The 16,973-nt window shown below is 66.6% G+C and carries 14 protein-coding genes; 6 read left to right on the forward strand and 8 right to left on the reverse strand.

The annotated features are described in order from the left end of the window. Positions 1 to 31: 31 nt before the first annotated feature. Complete coding sequence (locus OGL92_RS20315) at positions 32 to 745, forward strand: PqiC family protein (protein WP_263147272.1); 714 nt, start codon at positions 32 to 34, stop codon at positions 743 to 745. 64 nt (positions 746 to 809) lie between these two features. On the opposite strand, the gene OGL92_RS20320 is transcribed toward OGL92_RS20315, so the two are convergent. Further along, positions 810 to 2,363: a YtjB family periplasmic protein gene (locus OGL92_RS20320; RefSeq protein ID WP_263147237.1), complete on the reverse strand. Its 1,554-nt coding sequence runs from the start codon at positions 2,361 to 2,363 to the stop codon at positions 810 to 812. A 193-nt stretch (positions 2,364 to 2,556) separates the two neighbouring features. Between OGL92_RS20320 and serB the strand changes: the two genes are divergently transcribed. Beyond that, positions 2,557 to 3,777 carry a phosphoserine phosphatase SerB gene (serB, locus tag OGL92_RS20325; RefSeq protein WP_263147240.1) on the forward strand — a complete coding sequence of 407 codons (1,221 nt, stop codon included), beginning with the start codon at positions 2,557 to 2,559 and terminating at the stop codon, positions 3,775 to 3,777. Positions 3,778 to 3,804: 27 nt separating this feature from the next. Here the strand turns inward: serB and OGL92_RS20330 are convergent, their stop codons facing one another. The 5 genes from OGL92_RS20330 to OGL92_RS20350 form a co-directional block, all read right to left on the reverse strand. Then, a complete protein-coding gene (locus OGL92_RS20330) occupies positions 3,805 to 5,868 on the reverse strand; it encodes an EAL domain-containing protein (RefSeq protein WP_263147243.1) in 2,064 nt (687 codons plus the stop codon). A gap of 64 nt (positions 5,869 to 5,932) precedes the next feature. After that, positions 5,933 to 7,744, reverse strand: coding sequence for a molecular chaperone (locus OGL92_RS20335; RefSeq protein WP_263147245.1), 1,812 nt, complete (start codon positions 7,742 to 7,744; stop codon positions 5,933 to 5,935). Between the two features lie 181 nt (positions 7,745 to 7,925). After that, on the reverse strand, positions 7,926 to 8,840 hold the full coding sequence (gene asd, locus OGL92_RS20340) for an archaetidylserine decarboxylase (protein ID WP_263147275.1): 915 nt from the start codon (positions 8,838 to 8,840) through the stop codon (positions 7,926 to 7,928). A 3-nt stretch (positions 8,841 to 8,843) separates the two neighbouring features. Beyond that, on the reverse strand, positions 8,844 to 9,674 hold the full coding sequence (gene rhdA, locus OGL92_RS20345; protein ID WP_263147248.1) for a thiosulfate sulfurtransferase: 831 nt from the start codon (positions 9,672 to 9,674) through the stop codon (positions 8,844 to 8,846). Between the two features lie 45 nt (positions 9,675 to 9,719). Beyond that, positions 9,720 to 11,240, reverse strand: a complete 1,521-nt coding sequence (locus tag OGL92_RS20350; protein ID WP_263147251.1) for an HDOD domain-containing protein — start codon at positions 11,238 to 11,240, stop codon at positions 9,720 to 9,722. Positions 11,241 to 11,357: 117 nt separating this feature from the next. Between OGL92_RS20350 and motA the strand changes: the two genes are divergently transcribed. Further along, positions 11,358 to 12,209 carry a flagellar motor stator protein MotA gene (gene motA / locus OGL92_RS20355; RefSeq protein WP_263147254.1) on the forward strand — a complete coding sequence of 284 codons (852 nt, stop codon included), beginning with the start codon at positions 11,358 to 11,360 and terminating at the stop codon, positions 12,207 to 12,209. A gap of 10 nt (positions 12,210 to 12,219) precedes the next feature. Beyond that, positions 12,220 to 13,335, forward strand: coding sequence for a flagellar motor protein MotB (gene motB, locus OGL92_RS20360; RefSeq protein ID WP_263147257.1), 1,116 nt, complete (start codon positions 12,220 to 12,222; stop codon positions 13,333 to 13,335). 7 nt (positions 13,336 to 13,342) lie between these two features. Here motB and rsgA read toward each other — a convergent pair whose 3' ends face one another. Further along, positions 13,343 to 14,374, reverse strand: a complete 1,032-nt coding sequence (gene rsgA, locus OGL92_RS20365) for a small ribosomal subunit biogenesis GTPase RsgA (RefSeq protein WP_263147259.1) — start codon at positions 14,372 to 14,374, stop codon at positions 13,343 to 13,345. 125 nt (positions 14,375 to 14,499) lie between these two features. Between rsgA and OGL92_RS20370 the strand changes: the two genes are divergently transcribed. Both OGL92_RS20370 and orn read left to right on the forward strand, forming a co-directional pair. Beyond that, entirely contained in the window at positions 14,500 to 15,297 is a 798-nt protein-coding gene (locus tag OGL92_RS20370; RefSeq protein ID WP_263147262.1) for a class I SAM-dependent methyltransferase, read from the forward strand. Positions 15,298 to 15,345: 48 nt separating this feature from the next. Next, on the forward strand, positions 15,346 to 15,888 hold the full coding sequence (gene orn / locus OGL92_RS20375) for an oligoribonuclease (protein WP_263147263.1): 543 nt from the start codon (positions 15,346 to 15,348) through the stop codon (positions 15,886 to 15,888). A gap of 71 nt (positions 15,889 to 15,959) precedes the next feature. Here orn and queG read toward each other — a convergent pair. Further along, positions 15,960 to 16,973, reverse strand: a 1,014-nt coding sequence (gene queG / locus OGL92_RS20380) for a tRNA epoxyqueuosine(34) reductase QueG (RefSeq protein WP_263147265.1), incomplete at its 5' end; no start/stop codon positions are given.

Here is a 16,973-nt window from a genome sequence, read left to right on the forward strand (position 1 = left end):
ACGCTCCGGCCGCCGCTGGCGAGATTGAATGATGAACTGGGCTCGATTACCTCTATTTTGCCTGTTGACCGGGCTGCTCGGCCTCACGGGCTGCGCGGCCCGCGCACCGGTCCCCTTGTATCAGCTGGACAACGGCAGCCCGGCGCTGCCCAAGCAGGGCCAGGGCGTCGCGGTCCTGCTCGGGCCGGTCCAGGTGGCCGACTACCTGCAGCGCGAAGCACTGCTGCAACGCCAGGCGAACGGCAGCCTGCTGGCCGCCCACGACGGGCGTTGGGCGGGCAGCCTCGCCGGCGACATCGACCAGGTGCTGTTGCGCCAGTTGGCCTGGCGACTGGACAGCCAGCGCCTGGTGCTGGCCCCGAGCAATGCCAACTTCAACGCCGACGTGCAGGTCCTGCTGACCATCAGCCGCTTCGATTCCGGACCGCAACTGCCGGCCGTCCTGGAGGCGCAGTGGCGCCTGCTGGATCGCGCCGGCCGCTTGCGCGACAGCCGTCTGGTGCGCCTCGAACAACCGCACCAGGGGTCCGCCGCCGACCAGGTCGAGGCCCAAAGCCTGTTGCTGAGACGGCTGGCCGAACAGCTGTCCATCGCCATCCAGCCCCTGAGCGCTTCCCAGGCCGCTGCGGCAGCCGCCGAGCCGGCGAAGCCGAGCCCCGCCCAGGCGCGTCCGCGCACACCGGAGAAACCCCGCATCCCGCTGGTCAAGCCGGTGCGTACGGATGTGGAAGTGTTCCGTTTCTGAGGCGCTCCCGATGAGCGAAAAAAAGCCCGCGTAAGCGGGCTTTTTCGTGCTGGCGGCGGGGGGCCTAGCGGCGCTCGTGCATCCGCGTCAGCTGGCGTTCCAGCAGCGACGGGTAGGGCTCCAGCAGGCGCTCGACGCAACAGGCGCCTTCCGGGCTGGCGATGGCGCGGATGCGCGCGCGCTGGCGGACCAGCGGGTCGTCGGCGATGGCGCGCTCCACCAGCAGCAGGTTGCGGCTGTGCTGGCTCAGCGCCAGGGCGCTCTGGGTGGTCTCGGCCAGCAGCACATCGCCCTGGCTGAGGCCGCTCAGGTCGCCGCCGAGGGTCAGGCCGAGCTGCAGTTGCAGGGTGATGCCGCTGTCGGCCACCTCGATCTGCAGGGCATGGCCGAGGGCACGCAGCAATTCACCGCAGCACAGCGCGTGGGTGAGGTAGTCCTCGGCACCACTGTCGCGGCTGTTGAACAGCATCAGGCTGCCGCCGTCGCTGAGGGTGTAGAGCTTGCCCTGGTACAGCTCGGCGGCCTGGTCGAGGCAGTCGCGGTAGCGTTGCAGCAGGTCCAGCAGGCGCGAGCGCGGCAGGCGGCGCAATTGTTCCTGGGCGCCGAGCTGGATTGCCAGCACCGCGCTGTACAGGGCTTTCTGCGGCGGCGGGGTATAGGGCGCCAGGGGCTCGCTGGCCTGCGGCCGCAGGTCCGAGAAGGGATCGTCGTCGTCCGCGCTGAACAGCTTGCTGGGGGCGGCTTCCTCGGGGTCGTCGATGTCGTAGTGATCGTCGCGCAGGTCGCGGATCTCGAAGCCCGGCTCGTCGTCGAAACGCTCGTCGATGCCCAGGTCGTCGCGTTCGGGATCGCCGTAGTCGACGTCGTAGGCATCCTCGTCCAGGTAACTTTCGTCCTCCGCGACCAGGGTCTCGGGCACCGGTTTCTCCGGCGCCAGGCGCGCGTGCAGCTGGCGCGCCAAGTCGCCGATCTCGTCCTGGCGGTCGAGTGCCGGGGTGGCCTCGTCGGGATCGCGCAGCCAGACACGCAACTGCAACAGCGGCGTGGAAATATGCCGGCCCAGGCGCATGCTCAGCGACAGGCTCACCGCCAGCAGGATCAAGCTCAACAGACCCATGCTCTGCAGGCTTATGGTCATCGGCTGCTGGAATTGCTGCATGTCCAGGCTCAGGCGCAGGTGCCCAGCGATCACTTCCTGGAAGGTGATCGGCGTCGAGTAGAGCCCCTCGGTCTCGCCGAGCAGGCCCTGTTTCGGCCGCGAACCGGCCTCGGCGAGGATGCGGTTGTCCACGCTGTAGATGGCCGCATGGGCCACCAGCGGGTTCTTCACCAGGTTGTTGAGCAGCACGTTGAGGCTGAGGATGTCGTTGGACACCAGCAGCTCGGTGGCGGAACTGGCGGTCTGGCTGGTCAGGCTCTGGCCCAGGGCGTCGGCCTGTTGCTGCATGGCCTGCTTGAACTGCATGCCCATGACCCAGGCATAGATCACCAGTGCCATCGCCACCAGCAGCAGGCTGTGGCTGACGATGCGCAAAGCCAGCGGCACGCGTCGTTGACGCAGGGCGTGGAAGATCAGCAGGAAGAAGTTATCGGGTTTGACGGACGTGGGCCGGTTCACAGAGCTCGGCTCTTTTCGGACGAAGTTGGTCGCGCAGTATACGGAAAGCTGACCGGTCACTAAAGAATCAAACGTCTTCGCCGGTCGGCGCGAGACGTACGGCGCATCCCTGGCGGCGCCGCGCCAGAGCGCTTGCCAGCGCGGCGCGGATTTGCGGGTAGAATGGCGGCCTTCTTTGCTAGGGAGGTGCGCCTTGCGCGAAATTGTCCTGATCAACATCACCGGGGAAGACCGCCCCGGCCTGACCGCGGCGATCACCGGGGTGCTGGCCCAGGGCGGCGTGAACATCCTCGACATCGGCCAGGCGGTGATCCACGACACCCTGTCGTTCGGCATCCTGGTGGAGATCCCCGATGCGGAGGCGGCCTCGGGCGTGCTCAAGGACGTGCTGTTCACCGCCTACAAGCTCGACCAGCAGGTGCGCTTCACGCCCGTGCCGGAGGCCGATTACCAGCAATGGGTCGGCGGCCAGGGCAAGCCCCGGCACATCGTTACGCTGCTGACCCGCAAGGTTACCGCCGAGCAATTGCAGCGGGTCAGCGCCATCACCGCCCGCTACGGCCTGAACATCGATCGCATCGACCGCCTTTCCGGGCGCATGCCGCTGGATACGCCGGCCGAGCACAGCAAGGGCTGCGTCGAGTTCTCGGTGCGTGGCGAGCCGGCCGACCCCGCGGCGCTGCGCGCGGAATTCCTCAGCGTCGCCCAGGCCCTGAACGTCGACATCGCTTTCCAGCAGGATTCGGTGTTCCGCCGCAACCGTCGTTTGGCGGTGTTCGACATGGATTCGACGCTGATCGAGGCGGAAGTCATCGACGAGTTGGCCAAGGTCGCCGGCGTGGGCGAGCAGGTGGCGGCGATCACCGAGCGCGCGATGCGCGGCGAACTGGATTTCCGCGCCAGCTTCAAGGAGCGCCTGGCGCTGCTCAAAGGGCTGCCGGAAGACGCCCTGGCGGCGGTCGGCGCCTCGCTGCGGCTGACCGAAGGCGCGCAGACCCTGTTCGCCGAACTCAAGCGCCTGGGCTACAAGACCGCGATCCTTTCCGGCGGCTTCAACTATTTCGCGCAGCAGCTCCAGCGCACCCTGGGCATCGATTACGTCTTCGCCAACGATTTGCAGATCGTCGATGGCCGGGTCACCGGCATCGCCGTGGAACCCATCGTCGACGCCCAGCGCAAGGCCGATCTGTTGCGTGAGCTGGCCGAGCGCGAAGGCCTGCAACTGGAGCAAACCATCGCCGTCGGCGATGGCGCCAACGATCTGCCGATGCTCGCGCTGGCCGGCCTGGGCGTGGCCTTCCGCGCCAAGCCGTTGGTCAAGCAATCGGCCAAGCAGGCGATCTCCACCCTTGGCCTGGACGGCATTCTCTATCTGCTGGGGTATCGCGACCGCGAAAGCGGCACGCTGGATTGAAGCGGCGAGGATCGGTTCGCCCGAGCCTCACTCGTCCGAGGCGAAGTCGTAATCCATGGCCTGACTCGGGCCTTGCAAGTAGTAACCCTGAATGTAGTTGACCCCGGCCTGCCAGAGCGTCGCCAGCACGCTGGCGCTCTCGACGAAGGGCACGATGGTCAGCTTGGCCTGGGCGTGCAGGCTGGTCACCAGGGTCTTCAGCGCTTCCTGGTTTTCCGCCTTGGTCAGGTCCTGGGCGAAGGAACCGTCGACCTTGACGAAGTCGACGGTCAGGTGCTTGAGCGTGTTGAACGGGTTCAGCGCGCAGCCGAACTGGCTCAGCGCGACCTTGCAATGCAAGGCCGCCAGCCCCTGGGTCAGCGCCTTGGCCTGTTTCAGGTAGGCGATGGCGTCGGGTTCGCTCAGTTGCAGGATCAGCGAATCGGAGGGTAGCCGGGCCGCCTTGAGGGCGACGCTGAGCCAGGGCAGTAGGGTCGGGTCCTGCAGGCTGGCGCTCGACAGGTGCACGAACAAGCGGGTGCTGTGGCCCTTGCTGCGGTGCTCGGCGAGCAGCTTGACCGAGTTGAGGATGACCCAGCGGTCGATGCGTTCGGCCAGTCCGGCGTCCTTGGCCGCGGCGAGGAACTCGCCCGGCGGGACTTCCTTGCCCTGCGGGCTGAGCAGCCGCAGCAGCACCTCGTAATGCTCGAAGGTGTCGCCGCGCAGGCTGATGACCGGCTGGAACAGCAAGCGGAAGCCGTTGGTGTCGAGGGCCTGCTGGACCATCGCCAGCACGTTGCCACGGTTCGCCGCGGCGGCCAATTCGTCGGCCGGGTCGTAAATCTGGATGCCGTTGCCGCCGTCCAGTTCGTCGGCGCAGCGGTGGGCGCGATCGACGACTTCCTGGGTCTTGGCGGTCTTCTCGTCGAGGCCGGCGACGCCGATCGACAGGGTGGTCTGCACGGTGCGGCCGCTGACGTCGAACAACTGGCTCTCGACCTTCTTCAGCAGGGCCTGCAGGCTGTCGCGCATCTGCTCGGGCTGCTGGCCCGGCTGCAACACGCCGAACACGTCATCGCCGAAGCGGGCCAGTTGGGCTCCGCCGTTGAAGTGGCCGCGCAGCAGGTTGGCCAGGTCGGTGAGCAACAGGTCGATGCCGGCGATGCCGACGTCGGCCAGCAACGAGGCGTAGCGGTCGACGCGGATATAGGCCAGGCTCGAAGGTTGCGCGGCGTTCACCGCGCGCTCGACCGCGCCGTCCAGCAACTCGAGGAAATAGCTGCGGTTGTACAGGCCGGTCACCAGGTCCTGGCTGCTGATCTCGCGCAGCTTCTCTTCCAACTCGGCGTTACCGCTCTCGGTGCGGATCACCACCTGGATGCAGGGTTCGCCGTCGTAGGTGGCGGGCGAGAAGTTCATGCGCGCCTGGAACTTGCCGCCATCGGCCCGGTTGCCGTCGCAGATCAGTTCGGCGTTGCCCTCGCGCTGGTAGTTCTTCAGGAAATCCTTGAAGGCCGCCTGGTCGCGACTGGCGATCAGGTCGATCATCGGCATGCCTTCCAGCTCTTCCGCGTCCTCGTAGCCGAAGAGTTCGACGTAGGCGCGGTTGGCGTAGATGTGCATGCCGTCATGCACGTAGGTGATGGCATCCACCGAGCTGTCCAGAAGGAGCTGGCAGCGTTTCTCGATCTCCCGCAGCGCCACTTCGGCGGCGCGCCGTGCGCGGCGTTCCTCGAGGTTGGCCAGTTCGCGGTTGGCCACCAGCATCAGGCGCTCGTCGTCGCCCAGCGGCAGGGCGTCCTGGGCGCCCATGGTCAGGGCTTCGGTGATCAGGTCGGAGTCGTTGCCGTCCACCAGTTGGATGAAGGGGATGTCCTTGGCCTGGCGACGGATCGCGCCGAGTGCCTCGCTGGGGTCGAGGCCATCGCTCATGGGGGCGGCGATCAACAGGTCCCAGCTCTGCTGCAGGGCCTCCTGCAGGCCTTCGCTGGAGGTCAATCGATGGACGCGCGTCGCTCGGCCCGAGTTACGGAACAGGCTGACCAGACGCTCGGCTTCATTCTGCGAGTCTTCGAGAATCAACAGCCGGATGGTTTTCTTTTCGATGGCCATGGCTTGTGGTTAGACTGCGCCGAACGGGCGCGAATGGGCGACGAAAGGGTGTAGGGGCCGCAATCTACAGCGACTTCCAAAGGGAGTCAAAATCTTCCTCGCCGCTGGTTTCCTGGCTTGCCGGAGCTGTGACGGGCTTCCCGACTTGAGTCGGCGCTTCCTCGAAAGGCCGGTACTCGAACTGGTTGAAACTGCCGGTGGAGGTCTGCCGGCGAGTGAGGACCGCTCGCCGCTCGTCCCCTTGCAGGTTGATCTGCACCTTGTTGCCTTCCTGGAACGGCAGGCGTGGGGTGAGCAGGCTGGCGGGCCGCGAAATGGCGCTGATCTCCGGCAGGAGCAGCGCGCGCAGATACTGGCTGCTCTGCTCGGCCTTGCGCAGCAGTTGCAGGCCGCAGGGGTGGGCATGGGGGGCGATCAGTTCGATACCCATCTGCGTGCCGCCGCCGCGGACCTGGCGGATCCAGCGGGCCACCGCGATGCTCCAACCCTGGCCGGGCGCATCCTGGATGCCCAGCAGTTCACCGGCCTGGAGCTGGTTCGGCACTTCCTTCGGCCAGCTCAGGCAGTACCCGCCGGGACTGTGGTTGATGATGGGCAGGGCGAAGGTCGGATAGGTCTCGGTGGTGCTGGGCGGGGAGTGGTGCTCGCCGTTGGCCGAGGGCGGCTTCTGGTACTGGATTTCCTCGAAAGGCAGGCCGTCTTCCCAATTCGCGGTCGGCTGGGCGTCGAAGGCGTTGGCCCAGACGTCGGGCCCGCCGGTGCTCGGCTTGAACACCGCCTGGCTGACCTGCTCGGGCAGTTTCAGCACTTCGCTGAAGGGTTTCTTGCCGGCCAGAAAATAATGCAGGGCGCTCATGCCGATGCAGACGGTCAGGTTGCCTTGGCCCGGATTGCGCTGGAAGGTGCGCTCGGAGATGTCGCCCCAGGCGGAGCTCAGGTGTTGCAGCAAGTCGAGGCTGAAGCCTTCCGGGACCAGCAGGCGCGATTGCTTGCGGGACTCCGCGGGCAGGAGCAGGTATTCCTTGATCGCATCCACCAGGGGCAGCGGGTCGATGCCGAGCAGGTTGTGCAGCTCGCCTTCCTTGAACAGCGACTTGTAGCGGGGCGGGCCGTCCATGAGCGGCGCGACCACGAACAGCGAGGAAGCCGCTTCGGCGTTCTGCAGGTTGACCAGCGTGCTCCAGGGCTCCAGCACCTCGGCCAGGCGGGCGATGCCGCTCTGGCGCATCTGGTTGCAGCGGGCGCAACCGAGCAGCAGCGCAACGATGTAGGTCTGCTCGGTGCTGAGTCCCTTGCCATGGAACGCCAGGCCGTCGCGTACCACCACGCTTTGCAGGTTTCGCTGGCGGGCGATCTGGTAGAGCTGGTGCAGCTCCAGCCAGAGCCCTTCCGGGACCGGGCAGTAGAGCTGGCTGGCACGGATCAGCGGGCCGCACAGGCTATGGGAGGCGCGTTGCAGGGCGACGGTCAGCAGCTGTGCGCGATCCCGCGAAGGCCGCGGGCATTCCTGGGCGACGATCAGCTTGTAGCCGACCGCCAGGTGGTTCTGCAGCGCCTGGCAGAGGTTGGCCACCTTGCGCGGACGCTCGTCGAGGACGATCGCCTGGTTGAGGAAATGCCGCTCGAGGTGCTTGCAGACGTAATACACCTCGGGCCGGATCAGCTCGAGCAATTGCAGGCGATTTTCCGCAGGGGTCACCAACTGGTTGAGCTCCACCAGGCTCTGGTAGAGCTGGCGTGCGGTTTCCCCCAGGTTGGCCTTCGGCAGACCCGCTATCCAGCGTTTGAGATCGCGGGTACTGGCATCGCAGAAGGACAAGCCCTGCTTGGTCGGGGTCGGCACGCGCAGTAGCAGGTGGGGACTCTGTTTATCCATCTAACCGAATGACTCCAGCGGCACTGACAGGCTTTGCATACGCATAGGGTTTCCGAACTCTAGCAGTATCCCATGGGGCCCGCAGCCAAAGGCGTGGTTCGACAATCCTTTGGCGGCTGGGGGTTGCGGGCTTGGTGATGTCAAAAAGCCGTATGTTCGACTTCGTGACGATACGCGGGGTTCAACTGCTGGCCGGTAGTCCGTCGCCGACGGGATTGGACGGGTTTTGCGCCTCCACGGCCTGCCCGAGCGCCTGGCCCATGCGCACCGGGCTGTTGGCCGCCAGTCCGCTGGCCCAGCGTACGCGCTGCGGGCCGAACAATACGATGGCCGTGGAGCCGAGCTTGAAGCGGCCCAGCTCGTCGCCCTGGCGCAAGTGGATCGGCGCGCGCGCGGCTTCGTCGTAGCGCAGGGTTTTCAAGTGGCGCTTCGGCGGCGTGACCAGGCCGGCCCACACGGTTTCGATGGAGGCGACGATCATCGCCCCGACCAGGACCACGGCCATCGGTCCCTGCTCGGTATCGAACAGGCAGACCACGCGCTCGTTGCGGGCGAACAGCTCCGGGACGTTTTCCGCCGTGGTCTGGTTCACCGAGAAAATCCGCCCGGGCACGTAGACCATTTCGCGAAGGGTGCCGGCCAGGGGCATGTGCACGCGGTGATAGTCGCGGGGCGACAGGTAGACCGTGGCGAAGTCGCCGCCCATGAACGGCGCGGCCCGCTCGGCATCGCCGCCGAGCAATTCGAGCACGCTGAAGCTATGCCCCTTGGCCTGGAATATGCGGCCGTGCTCGATCCTGCCCAACTGGCTGATGCCGCCGTCCGCCGGGCTGAGCACGGCGCCGGGGGTGGGGTCCAGGGGGCGGGCGCCGTCTTTCAGGGCACGGGTGAAGAAGGCGTTGAAATGCTCGTAGGCGGTCGGGTCCTCGACCTGGGCCTCGCTCATGTCCACCTGGTAGCGCCGCACGAACCACTGGGTGAAGGCGTTCTTGAACCAGCGCACCCGGCATTCCGCGACGCATCCGGCGAGGCGCGAAAGCAGGTGGTGCGGCAACAGGTACTGACTGACGATGAACAAGCGGTCTTTCATGGAGATTCCTCAGGCGCTCGGGGGCGTGGTCTCGACGGGCGTGTCCGGATGGTTGCCCCATTCGGACCAGGAGCCGGCATAGCCTTTGACCCGGGGATAACCCAGAGCCTTGGCCACCAGGTAGGTGAAGCCGGAGCGGTGGTGGGTCTGGCAGTGGGTGATGATTTCCTTGTCCGGGGTCAGGCCCAGGCCTTGCAGCACCTCGGCGATGTCGGTGCGGATGCGCAACCCGTTCGCCGGGTCCATGCCGGCGGTCCATTCGAAGTTGATCGCCCCCGGCACGTGCCCGGCCTTGGCGGCGAGCACCTTGCGGCCGTCGTATTCGGCCGGGTTGCGGGCGTCCCAGACGCCCAGGTCAGCGGCGCCGAGGCGGCTTTGCAGGTAGTCCCGGGTAGCGGTGGGCCCGTCGTGCAGGTTCAGCGAAACCGAGCCCGAGGTGGGGGGCGGCGCCTGCTGCGACAGGGGGCGACCTTCCGCCATCCAGGCGTGCAGGCCGCCGTTCAGGTAGTGGTAGTCGGGGTGGCCGATCACGTCGAGCAGCCAGATGAACCGGCCGGCCCAGCCGCCGCCTTCATCGTCGTAGACCACGTAGACGGCGTCCTCGCGGTGGCCCAGTTCAGCGAACAGGGTCTCGAGGTCGGCGGTGGCGGGCAACAGTCCCGGGGCTGGAGGCTGGCCCAGCTGGGTGCGCTTGAAATCGACGAAGCGCGCGCCGGGAATGTGGCCTTCGGCGTAGCGCGCGGCGGCGCTCAGGTCCACCAGGATCAGTTCCGGAGCCTCGAGGCGCGTGGCCAGGTCGGCGGGTTCGATGACCAGCGGCAGGCTGGAGAAGGCAGACATGATGAGCCTCCGATGGCGGATAAAGGGCGGATTGTAGCGGAAAGGTCAGCGCCCGCGGCGGGCGAAACCGGTCAGGGCGCGCTCGATGCATTGCACGGTTTTGCCGAACGCCTGCAGGCCGACCTCGGAAAAGGCGTGGCCCTGCTGATCCGCTATGACCAGCATCACCACCCGGCCGTTGCTGGCGATGGAGCGCAACAGCAAATGCTCGCTGGGGAACAGGCTCTTCACATAGCCGGGCAGGTGCGCGGAAAACTGCGCCATGTTCGCCGGGGTCAGGCGCAACTGCCCCGGCTGCTCCAGCAGGCGACGAATCACCTGGCTCTGGGCCGGGTCGAGCGTGAGCGTCCCGGCCTCCTTGGGCAGGCCGAGGGTCTGCTGGGCGACCAGCCGGCCCTGGGTGCGATCGGCGAGCATGACCAGCACGCGGCTCAGGCCGCAGGCGTGCAGGGCGTCGCGGGCGCAGGCGGTCAGTTGCACCACGTTGGCGAACGCGCTCGGCTCTTTCAGCAGCAGGCTGCAGTACTGGCGCCATTCGTTGAGTGCGCTGGCCGGCGGTGGCGGGGGAACGTCGGAAACATGGAAGCGGCGCGCCGCCCAGGGCCAGAGCAGGGCCAGGGCGGGATGCCAGAGGCCAGGCTGGAGGTGGGCCCTGGCGCTCTGTGCGGCATGCTGGTGGATTTGCTGCTGCAGGTCGCCGAGGGGCACCTGCAGGTACAACGCCGTCAGGCGTTGCCAGCGCAGGCTATGCAGGCAGGACCAGTTGTCGTGGGCGGATAGCGCCAGGCCGTTGGCCAGGACGATGGTGTTGGCCGGCTGGGTCAGGCAGCGCCGCAGCGCCGGATCGGCGTCGAGGGCTTGCTGCTGGTGCAGCGGCGACTCCAGGTCGCGGGCGATATGCAGGGCCTTGACCAGGAAACGACGCTCGTTGTTGAGCAACCGATAGCCTTGGACGATCCATTCCGGCATCCGCCAATGCTCGGCCAGCGCCAGGCAGAGCTTCAGCAAGGGTACGCCGAGCAGATCGAGTTCGACCTTCGAAGCCACCTCGCCGTGGGCGAGCACGCGGCGCTCCCAGGCGTCGAACAGTTGCGGGTGGAGGGTCAGCAGTGGCCACAGCGGGGCGAGGAACAGCAGACTGGTGCACTGGATCTCCTGCCAGAGCCGGGCCAGGCGCGCGGCGAACAGGCCGTTGGCTTGCTGCATCGCATGCTGGCTGATCGACTGCATCTGCCGGAGCGCGGCGGGAATCCGATCCGCCGGCAGCGCCGGCAGGCGTGCCAGCAACTCCTCGCTGCGTTTGAGGCCCAAGCGGTTGAGCGCCACCTCCAGGCTTTCCGCCGGATTGTCCAGCGCCGTGGAGGAGCGATTGGCTTCGCGTATCAACTCCAGGGCCACGGAGGGGCTGGCCTGGATCAGCTCGGCAATATCCCGTAGCGAATTACGGCTGGAGCCCAGGGCCTTGCGGATTCGCTCGTGACTGGCCAGCTCGACCGGCAGCCGTACGCCATCCAACTGTCGGATCCAGTCGGGCAGGGTGCGCGGCAGTGGTTTCGGGCTGGGCATGGAGGTTGAGCCAAATTGGCTTTTAGCCTTAACTGACTATAGTCTGGCGCATAAGCTCCGATAAATAGAAGGGTTGTTTCATGCGACCCTTACTACTGGCTCTGCAAGACTCTCCCTATGGCAAAAATCATCGGCATCATCGTCGTATTCGCCAGCGTGTTCGGCGGATACGTGTTATCGCACGGCAAGCTCGGGGCGCTGATCCAGCCCTTCGAGGTCATGATCATCGGCGGCGCGGCCCTGGGTGCCTTTCTCCAGGCCAACCCGGGCAGCGCCTTCATGCACGTTTTCAAGAAATCCTTGAAAATGTTCAGCTCGCGTTTCACCCACACCTTCTACCTCGAAGTGTTGAAGATGCTCTACGAGATCCTCAACAAGAGCCGCCGCGAAGGCATGATGGCGATCGAGGCCGATGTGGAAGATCCCGCCGCCAGCCCGATCTTCAGCAAGTATCCGGCGATCCTCAAGGATTCGGCGATGATCGCCTTCGTCTGCGATTACCTGCGCATCATGTCCTCCGGCAACATGGCGCCCCATGAGCTGGAGGGTTTGTTCGACATGGAGTTGAACAGTCTCAAGGAGGACCTCGAACACCCGGCCCACGCGGTCAACCGCATCGCCGACGGCCTGCCGGGTTTCGGTATCGTCGCCGCGGTGCTGGGCATCGTGGTCACCATGGCGCTGCTCGGCGAGGTGGCGCAATCCGAGCTGGGCACCCACGTCGGCGCGGCCCTGGTCGGGACCTTCCTGGGGATTCTCGCCGCCTACGGCTTCTTCGGGCCGCTTTCGGTGTCCCTGGAGCACGATGCCCGGGAGGAGCTGAACGTCTACGAGGCGATCAAGGCCTGCCTGGTGTCCTCGGCCTCGGGCATGCCGCCCACCCTGGCGGTGGAGTTCGGCCGCAAGGTGCTGTTCCCGGCGCATCGGCCGAGCTTCTCCGAGCTCGAACAGGCCATGCGCGGAAGCTGACGGCTGAATCATGGAGAACAATCAGCCGATCATCGTCAAACGCGTCAAGAAGGTAGCGGGTGGTCACCACGGCGGCGCCTGGAAGATCGCTTTCGCCGACTTCGCCACGGCGATGATGGCGTTCTTCCTGGTGCTCTGGCTGATGTCCTCGGCCACGCCGGAGCAGAAGAAGGCCATCTCCGGCTATTTCCAGGACCCCATCGGGTTCACCGAGAGCGCCAGCCCCTACGTCATCGACCTCGGCGGCACGCCGACGCCGGCCCCGGACCGCACCCTCAATCCGGAATTGAAGGACGCGCCCAATGCCCAGGAAGCGGCCATCGATACCAAGCATGAGGATACCGAGCCGACCCAGGCGGATGCGGCGGCCGAGAAGATGGAGCACGAGCGACTCGAACTGCTGCTGCAGGAGCTGCAGAACAAGGTCGACGAAAACCCCGAGTTGAAGCGTTTCAAGGACCAGATTCTCTTCGAGATCACCCAGGACGGCCTGCGCATCCAGATCATGGACGCCGCCAACCGGCCCATGTTCGACCTGGGCAGCGCGCGCTTGCAGCCCTATTTCGAAGACATCCTGCTGGCCATGTCCGACACCATCAAGGCGGTGCCGAACAAGATCAGCGTCAGCGGCCATACCGATGCCAAGCCCTTCGCCGGCACCGGCGGGTTCGGCAACTGGGAGTTGTCCGCCAGTCGCGCCAACGCGGCTCGCCGCACCCTGACCGCCGGCGGCTATCCGGATGAGCAGGTCGCACGGGTGGTGGGTTACGCGTCGTCGGCCCTGTTCGACCGCGAGGACCCGCTGAATCCGGTGAACCGGCGCATCGATATCACGGTGCTGACCAAGCGTGCGCAACGCGACATCGAGGGCGAACAGAGCGGCGACGCGAAGAAGCCCGAAGCGGGCACGGAAACGACGCCCGCTTCACCGGGCACGCCCGCTGCGCCTTCCGGCGCACCGGCCCCGGCCACGACTCCGGGCGCGGGCGCTGCGGAGGCGGGGAAAGAGCCCAAGGCGGCCTCCACTGTCGATCCCAAGACGCCGGAGCAGCCCGCGGAGTTGCGTCAGAAACTGAATATCTTCGAAAAGGGCGTGCTGAAGATGGACGAGCCGAACGGCCAGTGAGGCCGTTTTAGTAACTCGGTTCGTTCAGGCCGGCGATGATGTGCCGGTAGCTGTTCATCCGCTGCGGATGGATGCGTCCTTCTTCCAATGCGCCGAGCAGGGCGCAGCCGGGCTCCCGGTCATGCTTGCAGTCGCGGAAGCGGCAGGTGCCGAGCAAGTCGGCGAATTCGATGAAGCCCGCCTCCACGTCGTCCCGGCTGACATGTCCGAGCCCGAATTCGCGAATACCGGGGGAATCGATGAGCTCGCCGCCCCTGGGGAAGTGGAACAAGCGCGCGGTGGTGGTGGTGTGAGTGCCCTTGCCGGTGAGTTCCGAGAGCGCGCCGACCCGGGTATCGATTCCCGGCAGCAGGCTGTTGACCAGCGAGGACTTGCCCACGCCGGACTGCCCGACGAAGACGCTGACATGGCCGTCCAGGCGCGTTTGCAGATCCTGCATGCCGTTACCGCCGTGGGCCGACACTTCCAGCAGCGGATAGCCGAGCTGGCGGTAGACCGAAAGCAGGCTTTCCAGGCCGGCGGCATTCTGTTCGTCGATCAGGTCGGCCTTGTTCAGCAGCAGAAGCGGACGAATACCGGCGTGCTCGGCGGCGATCAGGTAGCGATCGATGAGGTTGGCGTGCGGATGGGGCAAGGGTGCGAAGACGATGACGATCAGGTCGACGTTGGCCGCGACCGGCTTCAGGAGGCCGCGGGTGTCCGGCCGGCACAGCTCCGAACTGCGCGGTACCTGCGCGACGATCACGCCACTGCCCTGGTGGCCGGCGCGCCACACCACGCGATCGCCGGTGACCAGGGTCGGCAGGTTGGCGCGCAGGTGGCAGCGATGCACCTGGCCGGCCTGTTCGCCTTCCAGTGCCTCGACTTCGACCTGTACGCCGAAGTGGGCGATCACCAGCCCGTTCTGTTCCGGGCCCAGGTCGCTGCCCTCCAACTCTTCCACCGCACGATTCTCGCGTTTGGCGGCGCGGGTGGCGCGTTCTTCCTGGATCTTCTCGATGCGCCAGTTTTGCCGGCGGGTGAGGTGGCGTTTGGCCATGGGTCGTCCGAATCCGTCACGCACGGATAATTAAAGCGGGCCGCGAGTCTAGCACGGGCCGCCCCGTGGCAGTCGCAGCCTCGGTCTGGCTACACTGGACGTTTTCCCGGCCAGCGGTGTGGTGCATGGGTTCGATCGGACGCTATCCCGCCTTGCTGGCGTTGTGGGTGCAACTGGCAGCGGCGGTGTCGACCCTGGTGCTGTTCAAGGGGTTGGCGGCATTGGCGCTCTACCCGGGGCTCATGGCGGCCGCCTGGGTCCAGGGCGTCGCCGCCGCGGTTCTCGGCCAGGCGTGCGGCCTGTCGGTCTGGTGGTTGCCGATCAACCTGGCCTTCGTGCCCGCGCTATTGGCCCTGCAAGGCCGGCACCTGCCGCCGCTGCTCCCTCTTGCCGGCTTCGCCGTGGCGCTGTTGCTCAACTGGAACAGTTTCGGCGAGCGCGTCCCGCTGTACCTCACCGGTCGACGCACCCGCCAGCGGCTGCTGGAGTGGCTGGCCACCCAGCCGCGGGAATTCACCTTCATCGACCTCGGGTGTGGCCTGGGCGGCGCGCTCCATCGGCTGGCGCGCGCCTACCCCGCGGCGCGCTTCGAAGGCGTTGAGACGGCGCCGCTGGCGTTCTGCCTGGCCTGGCTGCGCTGCCTGCCGGCGCGCAACTGCCGCATCCGCTACCGCAATCTGTGGACGGTCGATCTGGGCGCCTACGACGTCGTCTATTGCTTCCTGTCGCCGGTGCCGATGCCCGCGCTGGGCGCCAAGGCGCGAGCGCAGATGCGCCCCGGCGCCTGGCTGATCAGCAACAGCTTCGACATCCCCGGCATGCCCCCCGAGCAGACCCTGGAGGTGCGCGACTGGCGGCACGCCCGGTTGTTGCTGTGGCGTCCGGGCGGCGACGGATCGCCTTGCGGCGGAAATCCCCCTTGAGCCCGCCGCGAATTCGCTAGACTGCGCGCTACAGTCTAGGAGCCCATCATGCCCGACCCGCAGAACCTGATCTGGATCGACCTGGAAATGACCGGTCTGAATCCGGACCGCGACCTGATCATCGAAATGGCCACCGTGGTCACCGACAGCGACCTGAACATCCTCGCCGAGGGTCCGGTGATCGCCGTGCACCAGAGCGAGGAGGCGCTGGCCGGCATGGACGAGTGGAACACCCGTCAGCACGGCCAGAGCGGCCTCACCCAGCGGGTGCGCGACAGCCGCATCGACGCCGCCGAGGCCGAGGCTCAGACCCTGGCGTTCCTCGAGCAGTGGGTGCCCGCGGGCAAGTCGCCGATCTGCGGCAACAGCATCTGCCAGGACCGGCGCTTCCTGTTCCGCCACATGCCGCGCCTGGAGCGCTACTTCCACTACCGCAACCTGGATGTCTCGACCCTCAAGGAGCTGGCGGCTCGCTGGGCGCCGCAGGTTCGCGACGGTTTCAAGAAGGGCAGCACCCACCTGGCGCTGGACGATATCCGCGAGTCCATCGCCGAGCTCAGGCACTACCGCGAACACTTCATCAAATATTGAGTCCCGGGTGCGCCTGCCCGCCGTCCGGGTCGAGCGGGCGGCAAATCCATCGTGGACAGCGGCCGGCGCGGCTAGGCGCGCCCGTGGCGTTGCAGCGCCCAGGCCACGTGTTCGCGGACCAGTTCCGACGGGTGTTCGCGCCGCGCTTCCAGGGCCTCCAGCACCGGGATGGTCGAGGGCGCATTGCCCAGGCCCACCGCCAGGTTGCGCAGCCAGCGTTCGTAACCGGCGCGGCGCAGCGGCGAGCCCTCGGTCCGGCTGAGAAATTCCTCCTCGTTCCAGCGGAACAGCTCCGCCAGGTCGGCGTTGTCCAGGCCGTGGCGCGGCTGGAAATCGCCCTGGGCGGTGGGTTTGGCGAAGCGATTCCACGGGCAGACCAGCTGGCAATCGTCGCAGCCGAAGACCCGGTTGCCGATCAACGGGCGCAGGTCGACGGGAATCGGCCCCTTCAGCTCGATGGTCAGGTAGGAAATGCAGCGGCGCGCATCCAGCACGTAAGGTGCGACGAAGGCGGCGGTCGGACAGATGTCCAGACAGGCCGAACAACGTCCGCAATGCTCGCTGCCGTGGGGTGCGTCGAGCGGCAGCGGCATGTCGACGAACAGCTCGCCGAGGAAGAAATAGCTGCCCGCCTTGCGCGTGAGCACCAGGGTGTTCTTGCCGATCCAGCCCAGCCCAGCCTGTTCGGCGATGGCTTTTTCCAGCACCGGCGCGCTGTCGACGAAAGCCCGGTAGCCGAACGGGCCTATGGCCTGCTGAATCCGCTCGGCGAGCTGTTGCAGGCGCTTGCGGATCAGCTTGTGGTAGTCGCGGCCCAGGGCGTAGCGCGACACATAGGCCTTCTCCGGCTGCCCGAGCACCTGGGTCATGCGGGTATCGCCCGGCAGGTAATCCATCCGCAGGGACACCACGCGCAGCGTGCCGGGCACCAGCTCGTCCGGTCGCGAGCGCTTGCTGCCGTGGGCCGCCATGTAGTCCATTTCTCCCTGGTAACCGGCCTCCAGCCAGCGCTGCAGGTGTTGCTCGTGCTCGCCCAGCTCGACGCCGGTGATGCCCACATGCTGGAAACCCAGCTCCCGTCCCCA

This window comes from Pseudomonas sp. RIT-PI-AD, from assembly GCF_025642785.1.
In the GTDB taxonomy this organism is placed as follows: Bacteria; Pseudomonadota; Gammaproteobacteria; order Pseudomonadales; family Pseudomonadaceae; genus Pseudomonas_T.

What these genes read in the sequence shown, in the direction of transcription:
- OGL92_RS20315 (WP_263147272.1), top strand. Translation starts at nt 32, where the DNA reads ATGAACTGGGCTCGATTACCTCTATTTTGCCTGTTGACCGGGCTGCTC.
- motA (WP_263147254.1), top strand. Translation starts at nt 11,358, where the DNA reads ATGGCAAAAATCATCGGCATCATCGTCGTATTCGCCAGCGTGTTCGGC.
- OGL92_RS20370 (WP_263147262.1), top strand. Translation starts at nt 14,500, where the DNA reads ATGGGTTCGATCGGACGCTATCCCGCCTTGCTGGCGTTGTGGGTGCAA.
- orn (WP_263147263.1), top strand. Translation starts at nt 15,346, where the DNA reads ATGCCCGACCCGCAGAACCTGATCTGGATCGACCTGGAAATGACCGGT.
- motB (WP_263147257.1), top strand. Translation starts at nt 12,220, where the DNA reads ATGGAGAACAATCAGCCGATCATCGTCAAACGCGTCAAGAAGGTAGCG.
- rsgA (WP_263147259.1), bottom strand. Translation starts at nt 14,374, where the DNA reads ATGGCCAAACGCCACCTCACCCGCCGGCAAAACTGGCGCATCGAGAAG.
- rhdA (WP_263147248.1), bottom strand. Translation starts at nt 9,674, where the DNA reads ATGTCTGCCTTCTCCAGCCTGCCGCTGGTCATCGAACCCGCCGACCTG.
- OGL92_RS20350 (WP_263147251.1), bottom strand. Translation starts at nt 11,240, where the DNA reads ATGCCCAGCCCGAAACCACTGCCGCGCACCCTGCCCGACTGGATCCGA.
- OGL92_RS20330 (WP_263147243.1), bottom strand. Translation starts at nt 5,868, where the DNA reads ATGGCCATCGAAAAGAAAACCATCCGGCTGTTGATTCTCGAAGACTCG.
- OGL92_RS20335 (WP_263147245.1), bottom strand. Translation starts at nt 7,744, where the DNA reads ATGGATAAACAGAGTCCCCACCTGCTACTGCGCGTGCCGACCCCGACC.